The 16,534-nt window shown below is 73.2% G+C and carries 12 protein-coding genes; 8 read left to right on the top strand and 4 right to left on the bottom strand.

Features of this window, described 5'->3' with window-relative positions; translation table 11 throughout:
• The first annotated feature begins 106 nt into the window (after window positions 1-106).
• The 4 genes from SMD11_RS13380 to SMD11_RS13365 all read left to right on the top strand — a co-directional run bounded on the left by SMD11_RS13380 (window position 107) and on the right by SMD11_RS13365 (window position 7,246).
• The gene (locus SMD11_RS13380) at window positions 107-1,663 is read left to right on the top strand and encodes a serine/threonine-protein kinase (protein WP_087926679.1); all 1,557 of its coding nucleotides are present in this window, start codon (window positions 107-109) and stop codon (window positions 1,661-1,663) included.
• Window positions 1,664-1,737: 74 nt separating this feature from the next.
• On the top strand, window positions 1,738-3,675 hold the full coding sequence (locus tag SMD11_RS13375; protein ID WP_087926678.1) for a serine/threonine-protein kinase: 1,938 nt from the start codon (window positions 1,738-1,740) through the stop codon (window positions 3,673-3,675).
• A 75-nt stretch (window positions 3,676-3,750) separates the two neighbouring features.
• On the top strand, window positions 3,751-5,379 hold the full coding sequence (locus SMD11_RS13370; protein WP_087926677.1) for a succinic semialdehyde dehydrogenase: 1,629 nt from the start codon (window positions 3,751-3,753) through the stop codon (window positions 5,377-5,379).
• A 73-nt stretch (window positions 5,380-5,452) separates the two neighbouring features.
• Entirely contained in the window at window positions 5,453-7,246 is a 1,794-nt protein-coding gene (locus SMD11_RS13365) for a GMC oxidoreductase (RefSeq protein WP_087926676.1), read from the top strand.
• 78 nt (window positions 7,247-7,324) lie between these two features.
• Here SMD11_RS13365 and SMD11_RS36375 read toward each other — a convergent pair whose 3' ends face one another.
• Both SMD11_RS36375 and SMD11_RS13355 read right to left on the bottom strand, forming a co-directional pair.
• The gene (locus SMD11_RS36375) at window positions 7,325-8,464 is read right to left on the bottom strand and encodes an LAETG motif-containing sortase-dependent surface protein (protein ID WP_234366025.1); all 1,140 of its coding nucleotides are present in this window, start codon (window positions 8,462-8,464) and stop codon (window positions 7,325-7,327) included.
• An 850-nt stretch (window positions 8,465-9,314) separates the two neighbouring features.
• Window positions 9,315-9,611 (bottom strand): chorismate mutase, encoded by a 297-nt coding sequence (locus SMD11_RS13355; RefSeq protein ID WP_087926674.1) that lies wholly within the window; start codon window positions 9,609-9,611, stop codon window positions 9,315-9,317.
• 330 nt (window positions 9,612-9,941) lie between these two features.
• Here SMD11_RS13355 and guaA point away from each other — a divergent pair, with 330 nt between their 5' ends.
• The 4 genes from guaA (at window position 9,942) to SMD11_RS13335 (ending at window position 14,905) form a co-directional block, all read left to right on the top strand.
• Window positions 9,942-11,537, top strand: a complete 1,596-nt coding sequence (gene guaA / locus SMD11_RS13350) for a glutamine-hydrolyzing GMP synthase (protein ID WP_087926673.1) — start codon at window positions 9,942-9,944, stop codon at window positions 11,535-11,537.
• Window positions 11,538-11,646: 109 nt separating this feature from the next.
• Entirely contained in the window at window positions 11,647-12,591 is a 945-nt protein-coding gene (locus SMD11_RS13345; protein WP_087926672.1) for an alpha/beta fold hydrolase, read from the top strand.
• Window positions 12,592-12,831: 240 nt separating this feature from the next.
• The gene (locus tag SMD11_RS13340; RefSeq protein WP_087926671.1) at window positions 12,832-13,620 is read left to right on the top strand and encodes a class II aldolase/adducin family protein; all 789 of its coding nucleotides are present in this window, start codon (window positions 12,832-12,834) and stop codon (window positions 13,618-13,620) included.
• Window positions 13,621-13,879: 259 nt separating this feature from the next.
• Window positions 13,880-14,905 carry a L,D-transpeptidase gene (locus SMD11_RS13335; RefSeq protein ID WP_087926670.1) on the top strand — a complete coding sequence of 342 codons (1,026 nt, stop codon included), beginning with the start codon at window positions 13,880-13,882 and terminating at the stop codon, window positions 14,903-14,905.
• Window positions 14,906-14,920: 15 nt separating this feature from the next.
• On the opposite strand, the gene SMD11_RS13330 is transcribed toward SMD11_RS13335, so the two are convergent.
• Window positions 14,921-15,163 (bottom strand): hypothetical protein, encoded by a 243-nt coding sequence (locus tag SMD11_RS13330; RefSeq protein WP_087926669.1) that lies wholly within the window; start codon window positions 15,161-15,163, stop codon window positions 14,921-14,923.
• Window positions 15,150-16,472: a PspC domain-containing protein gene (locus SMD11_RS13325; RefSeq protein ID WP_087926668.1), complete on the bottom strand. Its 1,323-nt coding sequence runs from the start codon at window positions 16,470-16,472 to the stop codon at window positions 15,150-15,152. Before SMD11_RS13325 ends, SMD11_RS13330 begins: the two co-directional genes overlap by 14 nt.
• Window positions 16,473-16,534 lie beyond the last annotated feature (62 nt).

The following is a 16,534-nucleotide window of genomic DNA, read 5'->3' as shown; positions in this document are numbered from 1 at the left end:
GGGGAGGCGCACGTAACGGAACCCCCGGTTCGGAAATTTTCCCTCCGGACCAGACCCGACCGGTACAGGCCGATAGGCCCAAGTGGCCCCGGGGCAAGATGTGCTCATGGGGACCTTCGCCGCGCACGATGGTCTGATCGCCGGCCGCTACCGCCTCCGTACGAGGATCGCCCGGGGCGGCATGGGCACCGTATGGCGGGCCACCGACGAGCTCCTGGCCCGTGAGGTCGCCGTCAAGGAACTGCACGTCGACGGCGGGACGCTCGCCGGGGCCGCCACGCGCGCGCAACTGGACCGCACCCTGCGCGAGGCCAGAGCCGCCGCCCTGATCAGCCATCCGAACGTCGTCGTCCTGCACGACATCGTCGTGCAGGACGGCCGCCCGTGGATCGTCATGGAGCTGGTCGAGGGCCGCACCCTGTCCGACGTGCTGGTGGCGGACGGGCCGGTCGGGCTGCCGGAGGCGGCGCGGATCGGGCTGGCGCTGCTCGGGGCCGTACGGGCCGCCCACGCGCGCGGGGTGCTGCACCGGGACATCAAGCCCGCGAACGTCCTGCTGGAGACCGGCACCGGACGCGTCGTCCTTACGGACTTCGGCGTCGCCCATGTGTCCGGTGCGACGACCCTTACGGAGTCCGGCGCGTTCGTCGGGTCCCCGGAGTTCACCGCGCCCGAGCGGATCGCGGGCGGCGAGACGGGCACCGCCTCCGACCTGTGGTCCGTGGGCGTGCTGTTGTGCGTGGCGCTCAGCGGGGAGTCACCCTTCCGCCGGGACTCCCTCGGCGGCATCCTCCAGGCCGTCGTCCACGACGAGATCCGGCCACCCGCGGGCGCCGGCCCGCTGCTGCCGGTCGTACGCGGCCTCCTGGAGCGCGACCCCCGGCACAGGATGGGCGCCGACGAGGCCCAGCGGCTCCTGCGCGCGTATCTCGACCCGGTCTGCGAGCCCGGCGGCGGTCAGCCGGACCCGCAGCCGCCCTACACCCTGTACGGGCCCGGCGGCCGCGCGCGCATCGCCCTTACGGCGGCCGTCGCCGTCGTGGCCCTGGCCGGTGTGGGTGCCGGGCTGGCCGCCCTGCTGGCCGGCCGGGACGCCGGAGGGCCCCTCGCGCCGACGGGGGCCGCGAGCGGGCCCCTGACCCGTTCCCGGCCGACCCCCTCCGTGCTGCCGTCGCCGCCCCAGCCGCCCGTCTCCGCGCCCGTCAGAGCCCCCGCGGGCTACCGCGCGGTCCAGGACCCGGCCGGGTTCGCCCTCGCCGTTCCCGAGGGCTTCACCCGCTCCTTCGAACCCCCGCGGGTCTTCTACTACTCGCCCGGCAAGGAGTTCCGCCTCGGCGTCCTCATCCAGGACCCGCAGCCGGGCGGCCCCGTAGGCGCCCTGCGCGCGGCGGCCGCCCAGGCCCCGGCCCGCTACCCCGGCTACCGCGACGCCACCGTCACGGGGACCCGGACCCGCGGACGTCCCGCCGCGGCCTGGGAGTTCACCTGGGACGGCCCGGACGGGAACCGGTCCCTGCGGACGTACGACATCTGCTGGGACGAAGCGGGCAAGACGTACGACGTGTGGGCCTCGGGACCCGCCGCGCGGTCCGCGGAGGTCCGGCGCCATGTGGAGACGGCGCTCGACACGTTCGTCCGCATCAGGCCCGTTTCGAGCCCGTGAGGGCCCCTCGGGGACCCTGTGACGGCCGCTCGGCGGGGGACGGGACCCGCCTCACCATCGGTGATGATGGGTGCATGACGAACGACGGGGGACGGGCCAGCGAGCCCACCAGCTACGATCTCCAGCCGCCGATACCGGGACCCGCCGCCCCCGGCGCCGCAGTGCCGGGCGCCCCGGCGGGCTTCCAAGGAGGCGCCCCGGGCGGCGTCCCGGCGGGCACACCGCCGTACGGCACGCCGCCGCAGGCCGCATACCCGCAGTACGCGGCACAGGCGCCCGTACCGCAGGCATCCGCCCAGACGCAGGCATCAGCCCAGGTACAGACGCAGGCGCCCTCCCAGGCCATGCCGCCGCACGCCGGGCCCGCCCAGCCGGCGCAGCCGCACCACGCGCCCCCTCAGGGCACCCCGCCCCACGGCACCCCGCCGCCCGGCCCCTACGTCCCCACCGCGCTGCACACCTCCACCCCCGCCCCGGCCGCCGCACCCGACCCCAGGGCCGACCGTCTTCTCGGTGGCCGCTACCGGCTCGTCTCCCGGCTCGGCCACGGCGGCATGGGCACCGTCTGGAAGGCCCGCGACGAGGTCGTCGACCGCGACGTGGCGGTGAAGGAGCCGCGCGTCCCGGACCACCTGAGCGAGCAGCACCGGCAGAACGTCCACCTGCGCATGCAGCGCGAGGCCCGCGCCGCCGCGCGCATCGACCACCCCTCCGTCGTCACCGTGCACGACGTCGTCGTCGAGGACGGCCGCCCGTGGATCGTCATGGAGCTGGTGCGCGGGCGCTCGCTCGGCGACCAGCTCACCGAGGGCACCCTCGACCCGCGCGAGGCCGCCCGGATCGGCCTGGACGTCCTGGGCGCGCTCACCGCCGCGCACGAGGCCGGGGTGCTGCACCGCGACGTGAAGCCCGACAACGTGCTCCTCGGGCGCAACGAGCGCGTCGTCCTCACCGACTTCGGCATCGCGCAGATCGAGGGCGAGCAGGGCCTGACCGAGACCGGCGCCTTCGTCGGCTCGCCCGAGTACGTCGCGCCCGAGCGCGTCCTGGGGCAGCGGCCGGGCCCCGAGTCGGACCTCTGGTCCCTCGGCGTCGTGCTCTACGCGGCCGTGGAGGGCGTCTCCCCCTTCCGGCGCTCCAACACGCCCGCCACCCTCCAGACCATCCTGTCCGCCGAACCCCAGGTGCCCGCGCGCGGCTCCGGCGCGCTGGGCGCCCTGATCATGCAGCTGCTGCGCAAGGACCCGGCGGCCCGCCCGACGGCCCCCGAGGTCCGGCAGGCGCTGGAGGCCGTGGCCCGGCCGACGACCCCGCAGCCGCTGGCCTACGCCCCGGCCGCCGCGCCCGTCACCGGCAGCCGCTGGGTGCCGCCCGTGCTCCACGGCAACCGTAAGGCGCAATGGGGGCTCGGCGGCGGCGTGGTGGCCGCGGCCGTCGCCGCCACGCTCCTGATCGTCAACCCGTTCGCGGTCGGCCCGGCCGTCCCGCTGCACTGGAAGGTCCGGGACGAGCCCGAGGCCGTCAAGGCGTCCCTCGCGGTCCCGGAGGACTACACCAAGGGTGTCAACGCCGAGGCCGGCTGGGTGCAGTTCAGCGACCCCAGCGGCGTCTTCCTGATCACCTTCAGCCGGGAGACCCCGGAGATGCGGACCAAGAACGCGGGCCTGAAGGACCCCAAGGACGTCGCCTCCGCCACCGAGGAGGCCAAGCGGCTCGCCGACCGGTACCGGAGCGACGGCGGCCACCGGGACGCGCTCAACGACTCGAAGTCGACCACGTCCAAGGCCTCCGCCCACCAGGGCCTCCAGTCCGCCGGAGTCGTCACCGTCTACCGGAAGTCCGGCGACAGCGACGACGCCCCCAAGCGCCTGCGGCGCAACCAGATCTTCGTCAATGACGACAAGTCCGCCGTCTGGAGGCTGGAAGTCGGCATGCCGGAGAAGGGCGAAGGCCGTAAGGACGGCGACAAGCTCTTCGAGAACGTCGTCAAGTACCTGAAGATTCAGGAATAGTGCGGCGCGGGTACCCGGCGAAAACCAGTTACTACCGGGTACCCAAAGCGTGCCGGCCGACATACGCTCAGCCGCATGACCGACTCGCGGCACAGCGCAACAGCAACGACGGTGGCAGCGGAGAACGGCGGCAACCCTGTCGCCCCGGCGGGGGCGAGGACCGCCGCCGATGTCGTCACGCCCGCCCTCGTCGCCCGTCTCACCCGGGGCGTCGTCGGCTCCGGCCGCACCCTCAACCACACGCCGTTCACGGGCGAGAAGCTCGCCGACCTCCCGGAGTCCACCCCGGAGGACGTCGCCCTCGCCTTCGAGCGCGCCCGGGAGGCGCAGTGGGCGTGGGCCGCCGTGCCCGCGCGCGAGCGCGCCGCCGTGATGCTGCGCTTCCACGACCTGGTCCTCGCCCGGCACTCCGAGGTCGTCGACCTGATCCAGCTGGAGACCGGCAAGGCACGGCTGCACGCCCACGAGGAGGTGCAGTCCGTCGCCGTCGCCGCCCGCCACTACGGGCGCAAGGGCCCCGCGTATCTGCGCCCCAAGGGCCACACCGGTGTCATACCGACGCTGACCAAGGTGACCGAACTGCGCCAGCCGCGTGGCGTCGTCGGCCAGATCGCGCCCTGGAACTACCCGTTCGAGCTGTCGGTCGGCGACGCGCTGCCCGCGTTCGTCGCGGGCAACGCCGTCGTGATGAAGCCCGACACCGAGACCGCGCTGACCGCCCTCTGGGCGCGCGAGCAGATGATCGAGGCCGGGCTGCCGAAGGAGGTCTGGCAGGTCGTCCTCGGCGAGGGCCCGGTCGTCGGCCCCGCCGTCGTCGCCCACGCCGACTACGTCTCCTTCACCGGCTCCACCCGCACCGGCCGCGAGGTCGCCCAGGGCGCCGCCGCCCGCCTGGTCGGCTGCTCCCTGGAGCTCGGCGGCAAGAACGCCATGCTGGTCCTGCACGACGCCGACGTCGAGAAGGCCGCCGCCGGAGCGATCCGCGGCGCCTACTCCTCCGCAGGCCAGCTGTGCATCTCCATCGAGCGGCTGTACGTCCACGAGTCGATCGCCGACGAGTTCACCGAGCGCTTCGTCGCCCGCACCCGGGCCATGCGGCTCGGTACCGGCCTCGCCTACGGCGCCGACATGGGCTCGCTCGTCTCCGAACGGCAGCTGGAGACCGTGACGCGGCACGTCGAGGAGGCCGTCGCCAAGGGCGCCACCGTGCTCGCGGGCGGCCGCCCCCGGCCCGACATCGGCCCGCTCTTCTACGAGCCGACCATCCTCGAAGGTGTCGAGGCGCCCATGGCGGTGTGCGCCGAGGAGACCTTCGGCCCGGTCGTGTCGATCTACCGCTTCCAGGACGAGGACGAGGTGATCGAGCGCGCCAACGCCACCCCGTACGGCCTGAACTCCAGCGTCTGGACCAGGAACGCACGCCGGGGCGCCGCGGTCGCCGCCCGGCTGCGCACCGGCACCGTCAACATCAACGAGGGCTACGCGGCCGCCTACGGCAGCGCCCAGTCGCCCATGGGCGGCATGGGCGACTCCGGCCTCGGCCGCCGGCACGGCTCCGAGGGCATCCTCAAGTACACCGAGGCCCAGACCGTCGCCCACCAGCGGATCCTTCCGATGGGCCCGGCCTTCGGGATGACGGACGAGAAGTACGCGGAGTTCATGACCCGCAGCCTGCGGGTCATGAAGGCACTGCGCCTGCGCTGAGCGCGGTGCCGCAAGCGCTCCGACGGGATCGCTCCGAGCGTGTTCCGGCGGGCCGTCCTGGCGGGAGGTGAAGATGTCAGCGTTCGACTACGACGTGATCGTCGTCGGCTCGGGCTTCGGCGGGGCGGTGTCCGCCCTGCGCCTGACCGAGAAGGGGTACGACGTCGGGGTGCTGGAGGCGGGCCGGCGCTTCACCCGGGACACGCTGCCCAGGAACTCCTGGGACCTGCGCAACTACCTGTGGGCGCCCGCCCTCGGCCTCTACGGCATCCAGCGGATCCACCTGCTCGGCAAGGTGATGGTCCTGGCGGGCGCCGGCGTCGGCGGCGGCTCGCTCAACTACGCCAACACCCTCTACGTGCCGCCGAAGCCGTTCTTCGACGACCCGCAGTGGGCCGGCATCACCGACTGGCGGGAGGAGCTGCGGCCGTACTACGACCAGGCGCGCCGCATGCTGGGCGCCCGCCTCAACCCGACGATGACGCCCTCGGACGTCCATCTCAAGGCGGCCGCCGAGAAGATGGGCGTCGGTGACACCTTCCACATGGCGCCCGTGGGGGTGTTCTTCGGCGACGGGCAGGACGCCGACGGCACGGAGCAGGCCCCGCCGGGCGGGGAGGCCGCCGACCCGTACTTCGGCGGCGCGGGCCCCACCCGCAGGGCCTGCACCGAGTGCGGCGAGTGCATGACCGGCTGCCGCCACGGCGCCAAGAACACCCTCAACGAGAACTACCTGCACCTCGCCGAGCAGGCCGGCGCCGTCATCCACCCCATGACCACCGTCGTCGCCGTCACCGAGCACCGCGACGGCGGCTACCGCGTCGTCACCGTCCCCACCGACAAGCGCCGCACCGCCGACCGCGCCCGGCCGAGGGTCCTGCGCGCGCGGTACGTGGTCGTCGCCGCCGGCACCTACGGCACACAGGCGCTGCTGCACACCATGAAGGACAAGGGCCTGCTGCCCCGCGTCCCGGACGTCCTCGGCAGGCTGACCCGCACCAACTCCGAGGCCCTGGTGGGCGCCCAGACCGACGACCGCCGCTACCGCAAGGCCCACGGCGAGCCCCGGGCCGACTTCACCCGCGGCGTCGCCATCACGTCCTCCATCCACCCCAACGCCGACACCCACATCGAGCCCGTGCGCTACGGCAAGGGCTCCAACGCGATGGGCCTGCTGTCCGTCCTCCAGGTGCCCGTGGGCACCCGGGCGCCCCGGGCACTCGCCTTCGCGGCACGCTGCGCCCGGCACCCGGTGCTGCTGCTGCGGTCGCTGTCCAACCGCCGCTGGTCCGAGCGGACCATCATCGGGCTGGTCATGCAGTCGCTGGACAACTCCCTTACGACCTACCGTAAGGACAAAGGCATCGGCAAAGGGCTGCTCACCGCCCGGCAGGGGCACGGCGCGCCCAACCCGACACAGATCCCGGAGGCCGCCGAGGCCGCCACCCTGCTCGCCGGGGAGATCAACGGCTTCGCGGGCAGCAACGTCGGCGAGCTGATGGGCACCCCGCTCACCGCCCACTTCATCGGCGGCTGCCCCATCGGCGCCGACCCCTCCCGGGGCGTCATCGACCCCTACCACCGGCTGTACGGGCACCCGGGCATCTCGGTCGTCGACGGCGCCGCCGTCTCCGCCAACCTCGGCGTCAACCCGTCCCTGACCATCACGGCCCAGGCGGAACGCGCGATGTCGCTCTGGCCGAACAAGGGCGACGCGGACCCGCGCCCGGCGCAGGGCCGCCCGTACGAGCGCGTGGCCACGGTCGAGCCGCGGTACCCGACGGTCCCCAAGGAGGCGTTCGCGGCCCTCCGGCTGCCGTTCCTGGCGGTACCGCCGGTGCCTCCCGCGCGGCCGCCCGAGGCGTAGGAAGCGGTAAGGCCCGCACTCCTGGAGTGCGGGCCTTACCTGTTCTTACCCGTTCTTACCTGTTCACCGAGCCGGTGCTCAGGTGTTGTTCTTACGGCGCCGCGTGACGGCCACGGCCGCGCCGCCCGCCACGACGGCGGCCCCCGCGAGCCCGGCGATCACCGGGGTCGAGGACGAGGAACCGGTCTTGGCGAGCTCACTGTTGGCCGACGTGTTCGACAGGCTCCCCTGGGCGGACGTGCCGCTGCCGCCCGTGGTGGTGCCGCCGCTCGTCGTGGTGGTGCCGGTGGTGCCGGTGCTCGAAGAGGCGCTGGCGCTCGCGCTCGGGCGGGCACTGGAACCGGCCTTGGCGGAGGCGCTGGCGCTCGCGCTCGGGCTGGCGGAGGACTTGGCGCCGTCCTTGCTGTGACTGGGGGAGGGCGAGGGGCTCTTGGAGTGGTCGACCTTGCCGGGCTGGGTGTCGGCAGCCAGGATCTTGATGGATTTCCGGTCCTTGTACTTCTCCGAGGCCTGGGCGTTGGCCTCCGTCTTCCCGCACACGTCGTCCTTGCCCACGAAGACGCCGGAGTGGTAGGTGTTCGCGGTGCCGGCCTTCGCCTTGCCGTCGACCTTCAACCGGAGCTTGGCGTCGGTGTATTCGCCGGTCGGGAGGTCATCGACGTAGCCGAAGTGGATCGAGTCGTTACGCTTGTTGATGACCGGCTGCCAGGCCCCCTTCGGGTCCTGCCACTCCAGCGTCACGAACCCGGTCGAGTCGGTGCTGGTCGCGTCGGACACCCAGCTCTCGGTGTCCACGTGGAGGCAGATCGACTTCATGCGATCTTTCGAGGTGTTGGTGGCCCGGAGGAAGAACTCCTGCGGGTCGGCACCGGCGACGATCTTGTCGGGGAACCCGATCAGCTCGGTGGTGGCCCGCTTCTCCTTCGAGTCGGCCTGCTTCTTGCAGGGGTTCTCCGAGGGCGGGTTCTTGTCGTCCGCGGCCGGGACCGGCAGCACGGCCTTCCCGGCCGCCGGTGCGGCGGAGTGGCTCTTCGCCTTCCCGGCCGAAGAGTCCTCGGACGTGGCGGGCGCCGTATCGCCGGACGTACCGGCGTTCACGGACCCCGCGGGCGCGGCCGCTGCCTCCTGCGCGGCGTACGCGGCAGGGGCCGCGAGCAGCGCGGCGGGCGCGATCGCAGCCGTGACAGCGGCAGTCGCCAGAGCGCGGCGAAGCTTCATGGAGACCTCTGGGTTCCGAAGTAAAGGCCGTCGCGGTGGGGGGAGAGCGCGGTATGGCCGTGCTGGTTGGCACGTTCAGCTGTCATCGTAGGACGCCCGTTGTGACACGAGATCACCCGGCGCGCACACGTGAGCGATTTCACAAGGGCGCTCGGGGGCGGTACGGCAGGAGCACGGCGAAGGGCCCCGGGCCGCCTCCGCGGGGGCGTGCGGGCGGCCACGGGGCCCTTGACTGCCGGCACCGAGTGTCAGGGCAGGGTCGGTGCCGCGGAGCGGCGCCGGGGGGAGCGCCGCGGGCTTTGGCGTGCGGTCGTGCTGCTGGTGCGTGCTGGTCGTACGGGGAGCGCTGGTGCCGCTCCCGGAGTGGCTGTCCGGGGACCGGATCCGGTCGCGTACCGGCGCATGATTCGAAGGATTGGTCGAACCAATGGCGGTGCGGGCCGGGAGTTCCGTTCCTCCCCTTGCATCGTGCGGGACGCATCGCGCTCGGCGCAACCGTTTCGACCGGATACGGTCGGTTCCAGGCGTCCCCGGAACCGACCGTCCTTCGGTGGCGGCCGGACTGCTGTCCCCTGCTGACCGGTCGCCGTGCCACCGGAGTGAGGTCCCACGACGCACGTACGCGCACGTCTCACACTCCGGCGGATCCGCCCTGTCGTCGCCGGGCGCCCGGATGAACAAGGACGGAAACCACGCGTGGATCTCGGTGGGCCGCTCCTGGCTGGTGCGACACCGGGTCCAACGAAGCGGCCCGCGGGCCGGTCACGCGCCGTACGGGTGACGGGGCGGTACGGCACGCGACGCCGGACACGGGCGTCCGGGGCCCCGGCGCGGGGCGGTCGGACGCGGCTCAGATCCGGCCCCGGCACAGCTCCAGGAGCGTCATCGCGAGGGCCGTGCCCGGCTTGCCCAGCTGCTCGCTGTAGTGGTTGAGGATCTCCATCTCGCGGGACAGGTTCACGCGGCGGCCGCCGGACCCGATGCGCTCGCGCTGGATCACCGCCGAGACGGCCATCCGCTCCTGCACGAGGCCGATGATCCGGCCGTCGAGGTCGTCGATCCGCTGCCGCGCGCCGGTGATGACGTCCGCGGCCGCGTCGGTGCGGGCGCCGGTGTCGGCCTTCAGGACGGTGCTCTGTGCGCTCATGTCTGATCCTCCAAAGGGGCGTGGCCCCCCGGAGCGGCAAGGTCCGGGAAAAACGACAGGCGCCCCGGGCCTTGTCGGCCCGGGGCGCCTGGGAAGTCGCTTGTCAGTTGCTCAAGCAGCACGACCATGGCAGCCGGACGGGCCGGTCGCCATAGGTAAAGACGTAGGTCAGGTGCTTGCGCATGGGGGACAGTATGGCCCCGGAGCGGCCCCGCGGCCAAGGCCGGGCGGGTCCGGGTTCGGATGGTGAGACAAAAGCAAGCCCCCGCGCCCCGGTAGAATCGACAAATAGAGACCCCCTCCCCTCACCACCGCCGGAAGGCCGCACCCGTGTCAGCAGCACCCCCCGCCGCCCACGACAACACCGCGGAGCCGGTGCTCGTTGTCGACTTCGGCGCGCAGTACGCCCAGCTCATCGCCCGCCGCGTCCGTGAGGCACGGGTCTACAGCGAGGTCGTCCCGTCCACCATGCCGGTGGCCGAGATGCTCGCGAAGAAGCCCAAGGCGATCATCCTCTCCGGCGGCCCCTCGTCCGTCTACGAAGAGGGCGCTCCCACCGTGGACCGCTCCCTGTTCGAGGCCGGCGTCCCCGTCTTCGGCATGTGCTACGGCTTCCAGCTGATGGCCACCTCCCTCGGCGGCACCGTCGACAACTCCGGTGCCCGCGAGTACGGCCGTACGCCCCTGACCGTCTCCCGGCCGGGCTCGACCCTCTTCGAGGGCACCCCCGCCGAGCAGCCGGTGTGGATGTCGCACGGCGACGCCTGCTCGGCCGCCCCCGAGGGCTTCACGGTCACCGCGTCCACGGACGTCGTCCCCGTCGCCGCCTTCGAGAACGACGAGAAGAAGCTCTACGGCGTCCAGTACCACCCCGAGGTCATGCACTCCACGCACGGCCAGCAGGTCCTGGAGCACTTCCTCTACCGCGGCGCCGGCATCCAGCCCACCTGGACCACCGGCAACGTCATCGAGGAGCAGGTCGCCGCGATCCGCGCGCAGGTCGGCACCAAGCGCGCCATCTGCGGTCTGTCCGGCGGCGTCGACTCCGCCGTCGCCGCGGCCCTCGTCCAGAAGGCCATCGGCGACCAGCTCACCTGCGTGTACGTCGACCACGGCCTGATGCGCAAGGGCGAGACCGAGCAGGTCGAGAAGGACTTCGTCGCGGCCACCGGCGTCCAGCTGAAGGTCGTCGACGCCCAGGAGCGCTTCCTGGCCGCCCTCGCCGGCGTCTCCGACCCGGAGACCAAGCGCAAGATCATCGGCCGTGAGTTCATCCGCGTCTTCGAGCAGGCCCAGGCCGAGATCGTGGCCGAGGCCGGTGCCGAGGGCGAGGACGTCGCGTTCCTCGTCCAGGGCACGCTCTACCCCGACGTGGTCGAGTCCGGTGGCGGCACCGGCACCGCCAACATCAAGTCCCACCACAACGTGGGCGGCCTCCCCGAGGACCTGGAGTTCGAGCTCGTCGAGCCGCTGCGCCAGCTGTTCAAGGACGAGGTCCGCATGGTCGGCGCCGAGCTGGGCCTGCCGGACGAGATCGTCCAGCGCCAGCCCTTCCCGGGCCCCGGCCTCGGCATCCGCATCGTCGGCGAGGTCACCAAGGAGCGGCTGGACCTGCTCCGCGAGGCCGACGCCATCGCCCGCGAGGAGCTGACCGCCGCCGGTCTCGACCGCGAGATCTGGCAGTGCCCGGTCGTCCTGCTCGCGGACGTCCGCAGCGTCGGCGTCCAGGGCGACGGCCGCACCTACGGCCACCCGATCGTCCTGCGCCCGGTCTCCTCCGAGGACGCCATGACGGCCGACTGGTCGCGCCTGCCGTACGACGTGCTGGGCAAGATCTCGACCCGCATCACCAACGAGGTCGACGACGTCAACCGCGTCGTCCTCGACATCACGAGCAAGCCCCCGGGCACCATCGAGTGGGAGTAGTCCCCACCCGCTGAACGGCCCCCGCGCCGCCTTCCCGTCCGTGACGGGGAGGCGGCGCGGTCGTTTCCCCGGGGGACCGGCATCCAGGAACCCGTGGGAGGGGACGGCCGTGCGGCGAACCGTCGACATCGCACCCGGTGTGCGGCTCTGGTCCGAGGCGCGGGGGCCGGCCGACGCGCCCCCGCTCCTGCTGATCATGGGCGCCACCGTCTCCGCCCTGGGCTGGCCCGAGGAGTTCGTCGACGCCCTCGCCGTCCGCCACCGCGTGATCCGCTACGACCACCGCGACACGGGCCGCTCCACCCGGGCGTACGAGCTGCGGCCGTACCGCGTCGCCGACCTCGCGGCGGACGCCCTCGCCGTCCTGGACGCCCACGGCGCCGGGCGCGCGCACGTCGTCGGCCTGTCCCTCGGCGGGCTGCTGGCCCAGCTGCTGCTCGCCGACCACCCCGAGCGGCTGCTGAGCGCCACGCTGATCGGCACCTGCGCGCTCAGCGAGCGCCCGCTGACGGCCCCCGACGGCACCGAGACCGCCGCCGCCGACCTGCCCGGCGTCGACCCGCGCGTCCTGGAGATGTGGGCGCGCCCGGCCCCGGACCACGGCCCGGAGGCCGAGCTCGACCGGCGGGTGGCGCACTGGCGGCTGCTCAGCGGCGACGAGCTGCCCTTCCACGCGGAGGAGCTGCGCGAGCGGGAGCGCCGCGACATCGAGCACGCCGGCCGCCACGACGTCACCACCGCCCACCGCCGCGCCGACGCCTCGGGCCTGCTGCGCACGGCCGAGCTGGCCCGGAACACCGTCCCCACGCTCGTCGTCGAAGCCACCGCCGAGCCCGTCTTCCCGCCGCCGCACGCCCGCCACCTCGCCCAGGCGGTCGCGGGGGCCCGCCTCGTGGTGATGCCGGGGATAGGGCACGCCCTGCCGCGTGAGTGCCTGCGGCCGCTGGCGGACGCGATCCTGGAGCATGCGGGGCGGGCGGCCTTGCCCCACCCCGCTCCTTCCCGAACCGGGGCTCCGCCCCGGACCCCGGTCCTCAAACGCCGGACAGGCTGATTTGTCGCCCGGAACCGGGCAAATCAAGCCCGGCCGGCGATTGAGGCCACCGCGCGGAGCGCGGAACGGGGGCCCGGGGGCTTGCCCCCGGTTACGGGAAGGGGCGGGGTGGGGAACAAGCCCGCCGCAGGCGCAACACGGGCCGCCCGAGCAGCTCCGCCGCACGCGGCCCTGTCGCCCGCGCCTACCCGGAGGTAGCTTCCGTTGCGTACCGGACGCGCGCAGCGAAGGAGCCGCCTCATGTCGCAGACGCCCGAGCCCGTTCCCACCGACAGCCTGACGTTCGCCATGCCGCCGAAGCACGACAGTGCCGAGGACGAGCGCCGCCACCGCAAGGAGCGGCTGGCCGCCGCGCTGCGGCTCTTCGGCCGGTTCGGCTTCGAGGAGGGTGTCGCGGGGCACATCACCGCGCGGGACCCGGAGTTCACGGACTGCTTCTGGGTCAACCCCTTCGGGATGTCCTTCAAGCACATCACCGTCAGCGACCTGATCATGGTCAACCACCTGGGCCAGGTCGTCGAGGGCCGCCACCACGTCAACCAGGCGGCGTTCGCCATCCACGCGCAGGTCCACAAGGCCCGGCCGGACGTCGTGGCCGCCGCCCACAGCCACTCCGTCCACGGGCGGGCCCTGTCCGCGCTGGGGGAGCTGCTGGAGCCGATCACCCAGGACGTGTGCGCCTTCTACCAGGACCACGCGCTCTTCGACGACTACACCGGCGTCGTCGTGGACGAGGAGGAGGGGCGCCGCATCGCGACCGCGCTCGGCCCGCACAAGGCCGTGATCCTGCGCAACCACGGGCTGCTGACCGTGGGCGACTCGGTCGACGCGGCGGCGTGGTGGTTCATCACCATGGAACGTTCCTGCCAGGTCCAGCTCCTGGCGAAGGCCGCCGGGAAACCGGTGCTCATCGACCCGGCGAGCGCGGAGCACACGCGCGAGCAGCTGGGCAACGACCTGGTCGCGTGGATCAACTACCAGCCGCTGTACCAGCAGATCACCCGGAGCGAGCCCGAGCTGCTGGACTGACCGGCCAGGGGGAGCCCGGCGGGGTGGTGACCCCTCCCGTCGGCGGGGGTGGCTCGTCCTTTCGGGGCTCTTATATCGCCACATGCGCCACCTAGGATGGATCGATGCCGAGGCATACCCGCCTCGGCATCGTCATGTCCCGGCGGCGCGGCCCCGGGCGTCGCGGGGCGTCCCGCGGTGCCGGGCGCGTCCCGGCGACGCCACGCCCCGGGCTCGCCGGGGCGTGCGGAGACACCGAAGAGACACCGGTAGGAGAACCATGCGCCGCCTTTCCCGTTGCGTCGGGCTGTCCGCCGCCGTGGCCCTGACGGGCCTGGCCGTCACCGCGTGCGGGGGTGGCGCCGAGGCCGAGGAGCGGCCCGCCGCCAAGTCCTCCCCGTCCTCCACCGCGCCGTCGCCCTCCGCCACGCCCGTGGTCGAGAAGCCCGCGCCGCCCGCGAAGACGCTGGCCGGCGCCGCCCGGGTCGTACGTCCCGAGATAGCCCCGGCGAACGGCGAGAAGGTCGGCGTCGGCCAGCCCCTCGCCCTCGTCTTCAAGCAGCAGAAGGTCTCGCCCGAGCTGCGGGCCGGCATCGAGGGACGGCTGAAGGTCTCGACCTCCCCGCGGGTCCCGGGCGCCTGGCACTGGAACGAGACGAAGGGCGACACCCGCGTCCACTTCCGGCCCGAGAAGTTCTGGCCCGCCGGTACCGAGGTGACCCTCGACGCGCGCCTGGCGGGGGTTCAGCTCGCCGACGGCACGGCCGCCGCCGGCGACCGCAAGGTCTCCTTCACCGTCGGCGACTCCATGGTCAACACCGTGGACCTCAAGACCCGCAAGATGACCGTCGTGCGCAACGGCAAGACCCTGCGCACCATCGAGATCAGCGGCGGCGACGAGTCGAAGGGCTTCGGCACCCGCGAGGGCATCAAGACGATCCTCGCCAAGGAGGGCCGCGTCGTCATGGACTCGCTCTCCATCGGCATCCCGCGCAACCACCCCGACGGCTTCTTCGGCTCGTACGACTACAGCATGCGCGAGACGATCAGCGGCGAGTACGTGCACGCGGCCCCGGACAACGCCGAGTCGTTCGGCAAGGAGAACGTCAGCCACGGCTGCATCGGCATGTCCACCGAGAACGCCAAGTGGCTGTACGGGATGAGCCTCAAGGGCGACGTCGTGCGGGTCGTGGGCGGCACCAAGCCCAAGCCGATGGACCGCTTCGGCAACGGCTACGGCGACTGGAACATCGACTGGCAGGAGTGGCTGGCGGGCAGCGCGCTGGGCATCCGTACGGGCGCCTGAGCGCCGCCCCCGCCGTCAGCCGAGGGGGCGGCGGCCGCCGGGTCCGTCCGGGTCGGCGCCCCGGGCGCGGGCCCGGCGGATCACGAACGCCAGGAAGGACACCAGGCCCGCCAGGCAGAAGCCGGCGGCCAGGACCGGCAGCAGGGCGTAGGACGGGAAGTGCCAGGAGCCGTGGGCCGCGGCGAGGTAGGCGGCGCAGCCGCCCAGCAGCACCAGCCCGACCACGAGCTTGCCCGGTTCGAAGTCATGCCGCCTCACGGGTCACCTCCACCTGTCCGATGCCGGCCTTGAGACGGAGCTCCAGGGTGCCCCGGGAGGACTTCCCGGGGACGGGGTCCAGCGTCACGCTCCGCTTCTGGCCGGGCCGCACGTCGATGTTGTCGGTCGCCTCGCCGGGCAGCTGGATGTCGCCGACGCCGACGTCGATGGTGAGCTTCGCGGTGACGTCCTCCGGGAGCACCACCCTGAGCTGCCCGGCCCCGACCTCGGCGCCCGTGCGGACCGGGGCGTCCTCCGGCCAGGCCAGGCCCGTCAGGTCGAGCTCGCCGACGCCGCTGCCCACCCGGTACTCCCCGCGCACCGCCGAGACCTCCGCCGGGCGCCACGTCGACCGCGTCCAGTCGGTGCTCACCGACTTCGGCAGCGCGGCGGCGCCCGACAGCAGCCCCGCCGTCAGCACGGCCGCCACGACGGTGCCGCCGCCCGTGCGCCCGTAGAGCGAGCTGACCGCCATGCCGAGCCCGAAGACGCCCAGGGCCGACGCCAGACCGATCTCCAGGCAGGTGCCCAGCGGCTGGTGGTCCCAGGCCAGGCCGGTGCCCAGCGCGAACGCGAGGAAGGCCAGCAGGAACGTCCAGCCGCCCAGCGGCCTGACCGCCGCCTTCACCGGGCGGCGGACCGCCGCCCGGCCCGCGTCGGGCCCGCTGTCCCACGGGCCGTCGTCCGGGCCCCACAGATAGCCGGTCTCCGCGCCCATCGGGCCCGTCGTGCCGTCCTTGACGATCGGGTCCCGCCACCACGACGGGCCGCCCGGGGCGGGCGGCGCCTGGGTCTCGGGCGGTGCCGGAGCCGTCTTGGGCTTCTGCGCGTGCTTCTGCGCGGCCGGGACGTCCTCCTCCTCCGCCGCCTCCGTCCGGTGCCGCGACCAGTACGCGGCGCCCGCCGTGGCGAGCGTCAGCAGCAGACCGAAGGACATCACCGCGCTGTTGTTGAGCATCGACAGGAACAGGCCGCAGCCCACCAGCGCGCACAGCACCGCCGTCAGCGCCGGGCCCTCGACCCGCCCCGACAGCAGCCGGCGGCCCTCGTTCTCCTCCTCGCCCTCCAGCGGGATCAGCAGCCAGGCGAACCCGTAGAAGATCAGGCCCAGACCGCCCGTGACCGAGAGGACGCCCAGCACCACCCGGAAGATCACGGGGTCCAGGTCGAAGCAGCGGCCCGCGCCGCCGCACACACCGGCGACCGCCTTGTGGTCACGGCTGCGCCGCAGGGGCGGCCGGGACTCGGGTGGAATGCCGTGAACCGCGCCCGCCGGTTGCGCGTCCTCGCTGGTGGGTGTGTCGGTCATACAGGACATGGTGTCAACCGGAACGCGCTTGCGGCACACCTGGCGACCCTGGCCGTTCCCTG

Origin of the sequence: Streptomyces albireticuli (assembly GCF_002192455.1) — a bacterium.
Taxonomy (GTDB): domain Bacteria; phylum Actinomycetota; class Actinomycetes; order Streptomycetales; family Streptomycetaceae; genus Streptomyces; species Streptomyces albireticuli_B.
This window is presented reverse-complemented; position numbering and strand designations above follow the sequence as displayed.

Bases quoted from the DNA above. Each gene is read 5' to 3' on its own strand.
- SMD11_RS13365 (WP_087926676.1), top strand. From the start codon at position 5,453: ATGTCAGCGTTCGACTACGACGTGATCGTCGTCGGCTCGGGCTTCGGC.
- SMD11_RS13375 (WP_087926678.1), top strand. From the start codon at position 1,738: ATGACGAACGACGGGGGACGGGCCAGCGAGCCCACCAGCTACGATCTC.
- SMD11_RS13340 (WP_087926671.1), top strand. From the start codon at position 12,832: ATGTCGCAGACGCCCGAGCCCGTTCCCACCGACAGCCTGACGTTCGCC.
- SMD11_RS13355 (WP_087926674.1), bottom strand. From the start codon at position 9,611: ATGAGCGCACAGAGCACCGTCCTGAAGGCCGACACCGGCGCCCGCACC.
- SMD11_RS13370 (WP_087926677.1), top strand. From the start codon at position 3,751: ATGACCGACTCGCGGCACAGCGCAACAGCAACGACGGTGGCAGCGGAG.
- SMD11_RS13325 (WP_087926668.1), bottom strand. From the start codon at position 16,472: ATGACCGACACACCCACCAGCGAGGACGCGCAACCGGCGGGCGCGGTT.
- SMD11_RS36375 (WP_234366025.1), bottom strand. From the start codon at position 8,464: ATGAAGCTTCGCCGCGCTCTGGCGACTGCCGCTGTCACGGCTGCGATC.
- SMD11_RS13335 (WP_087926670.1), top strand. From the start codon at position 13,880: ATGCGCCGCCTTTCCCGTTGCGTCGGGCTGTCCGCCGCCGTGGCCCTG.
- SMD11_RS13380 (WP_087926679.1), top strand. From the start codon at position 107: ATGGGGACCTTCGCCGCGCACGATGGTCTGATCGCCGGCCGCTACCGC.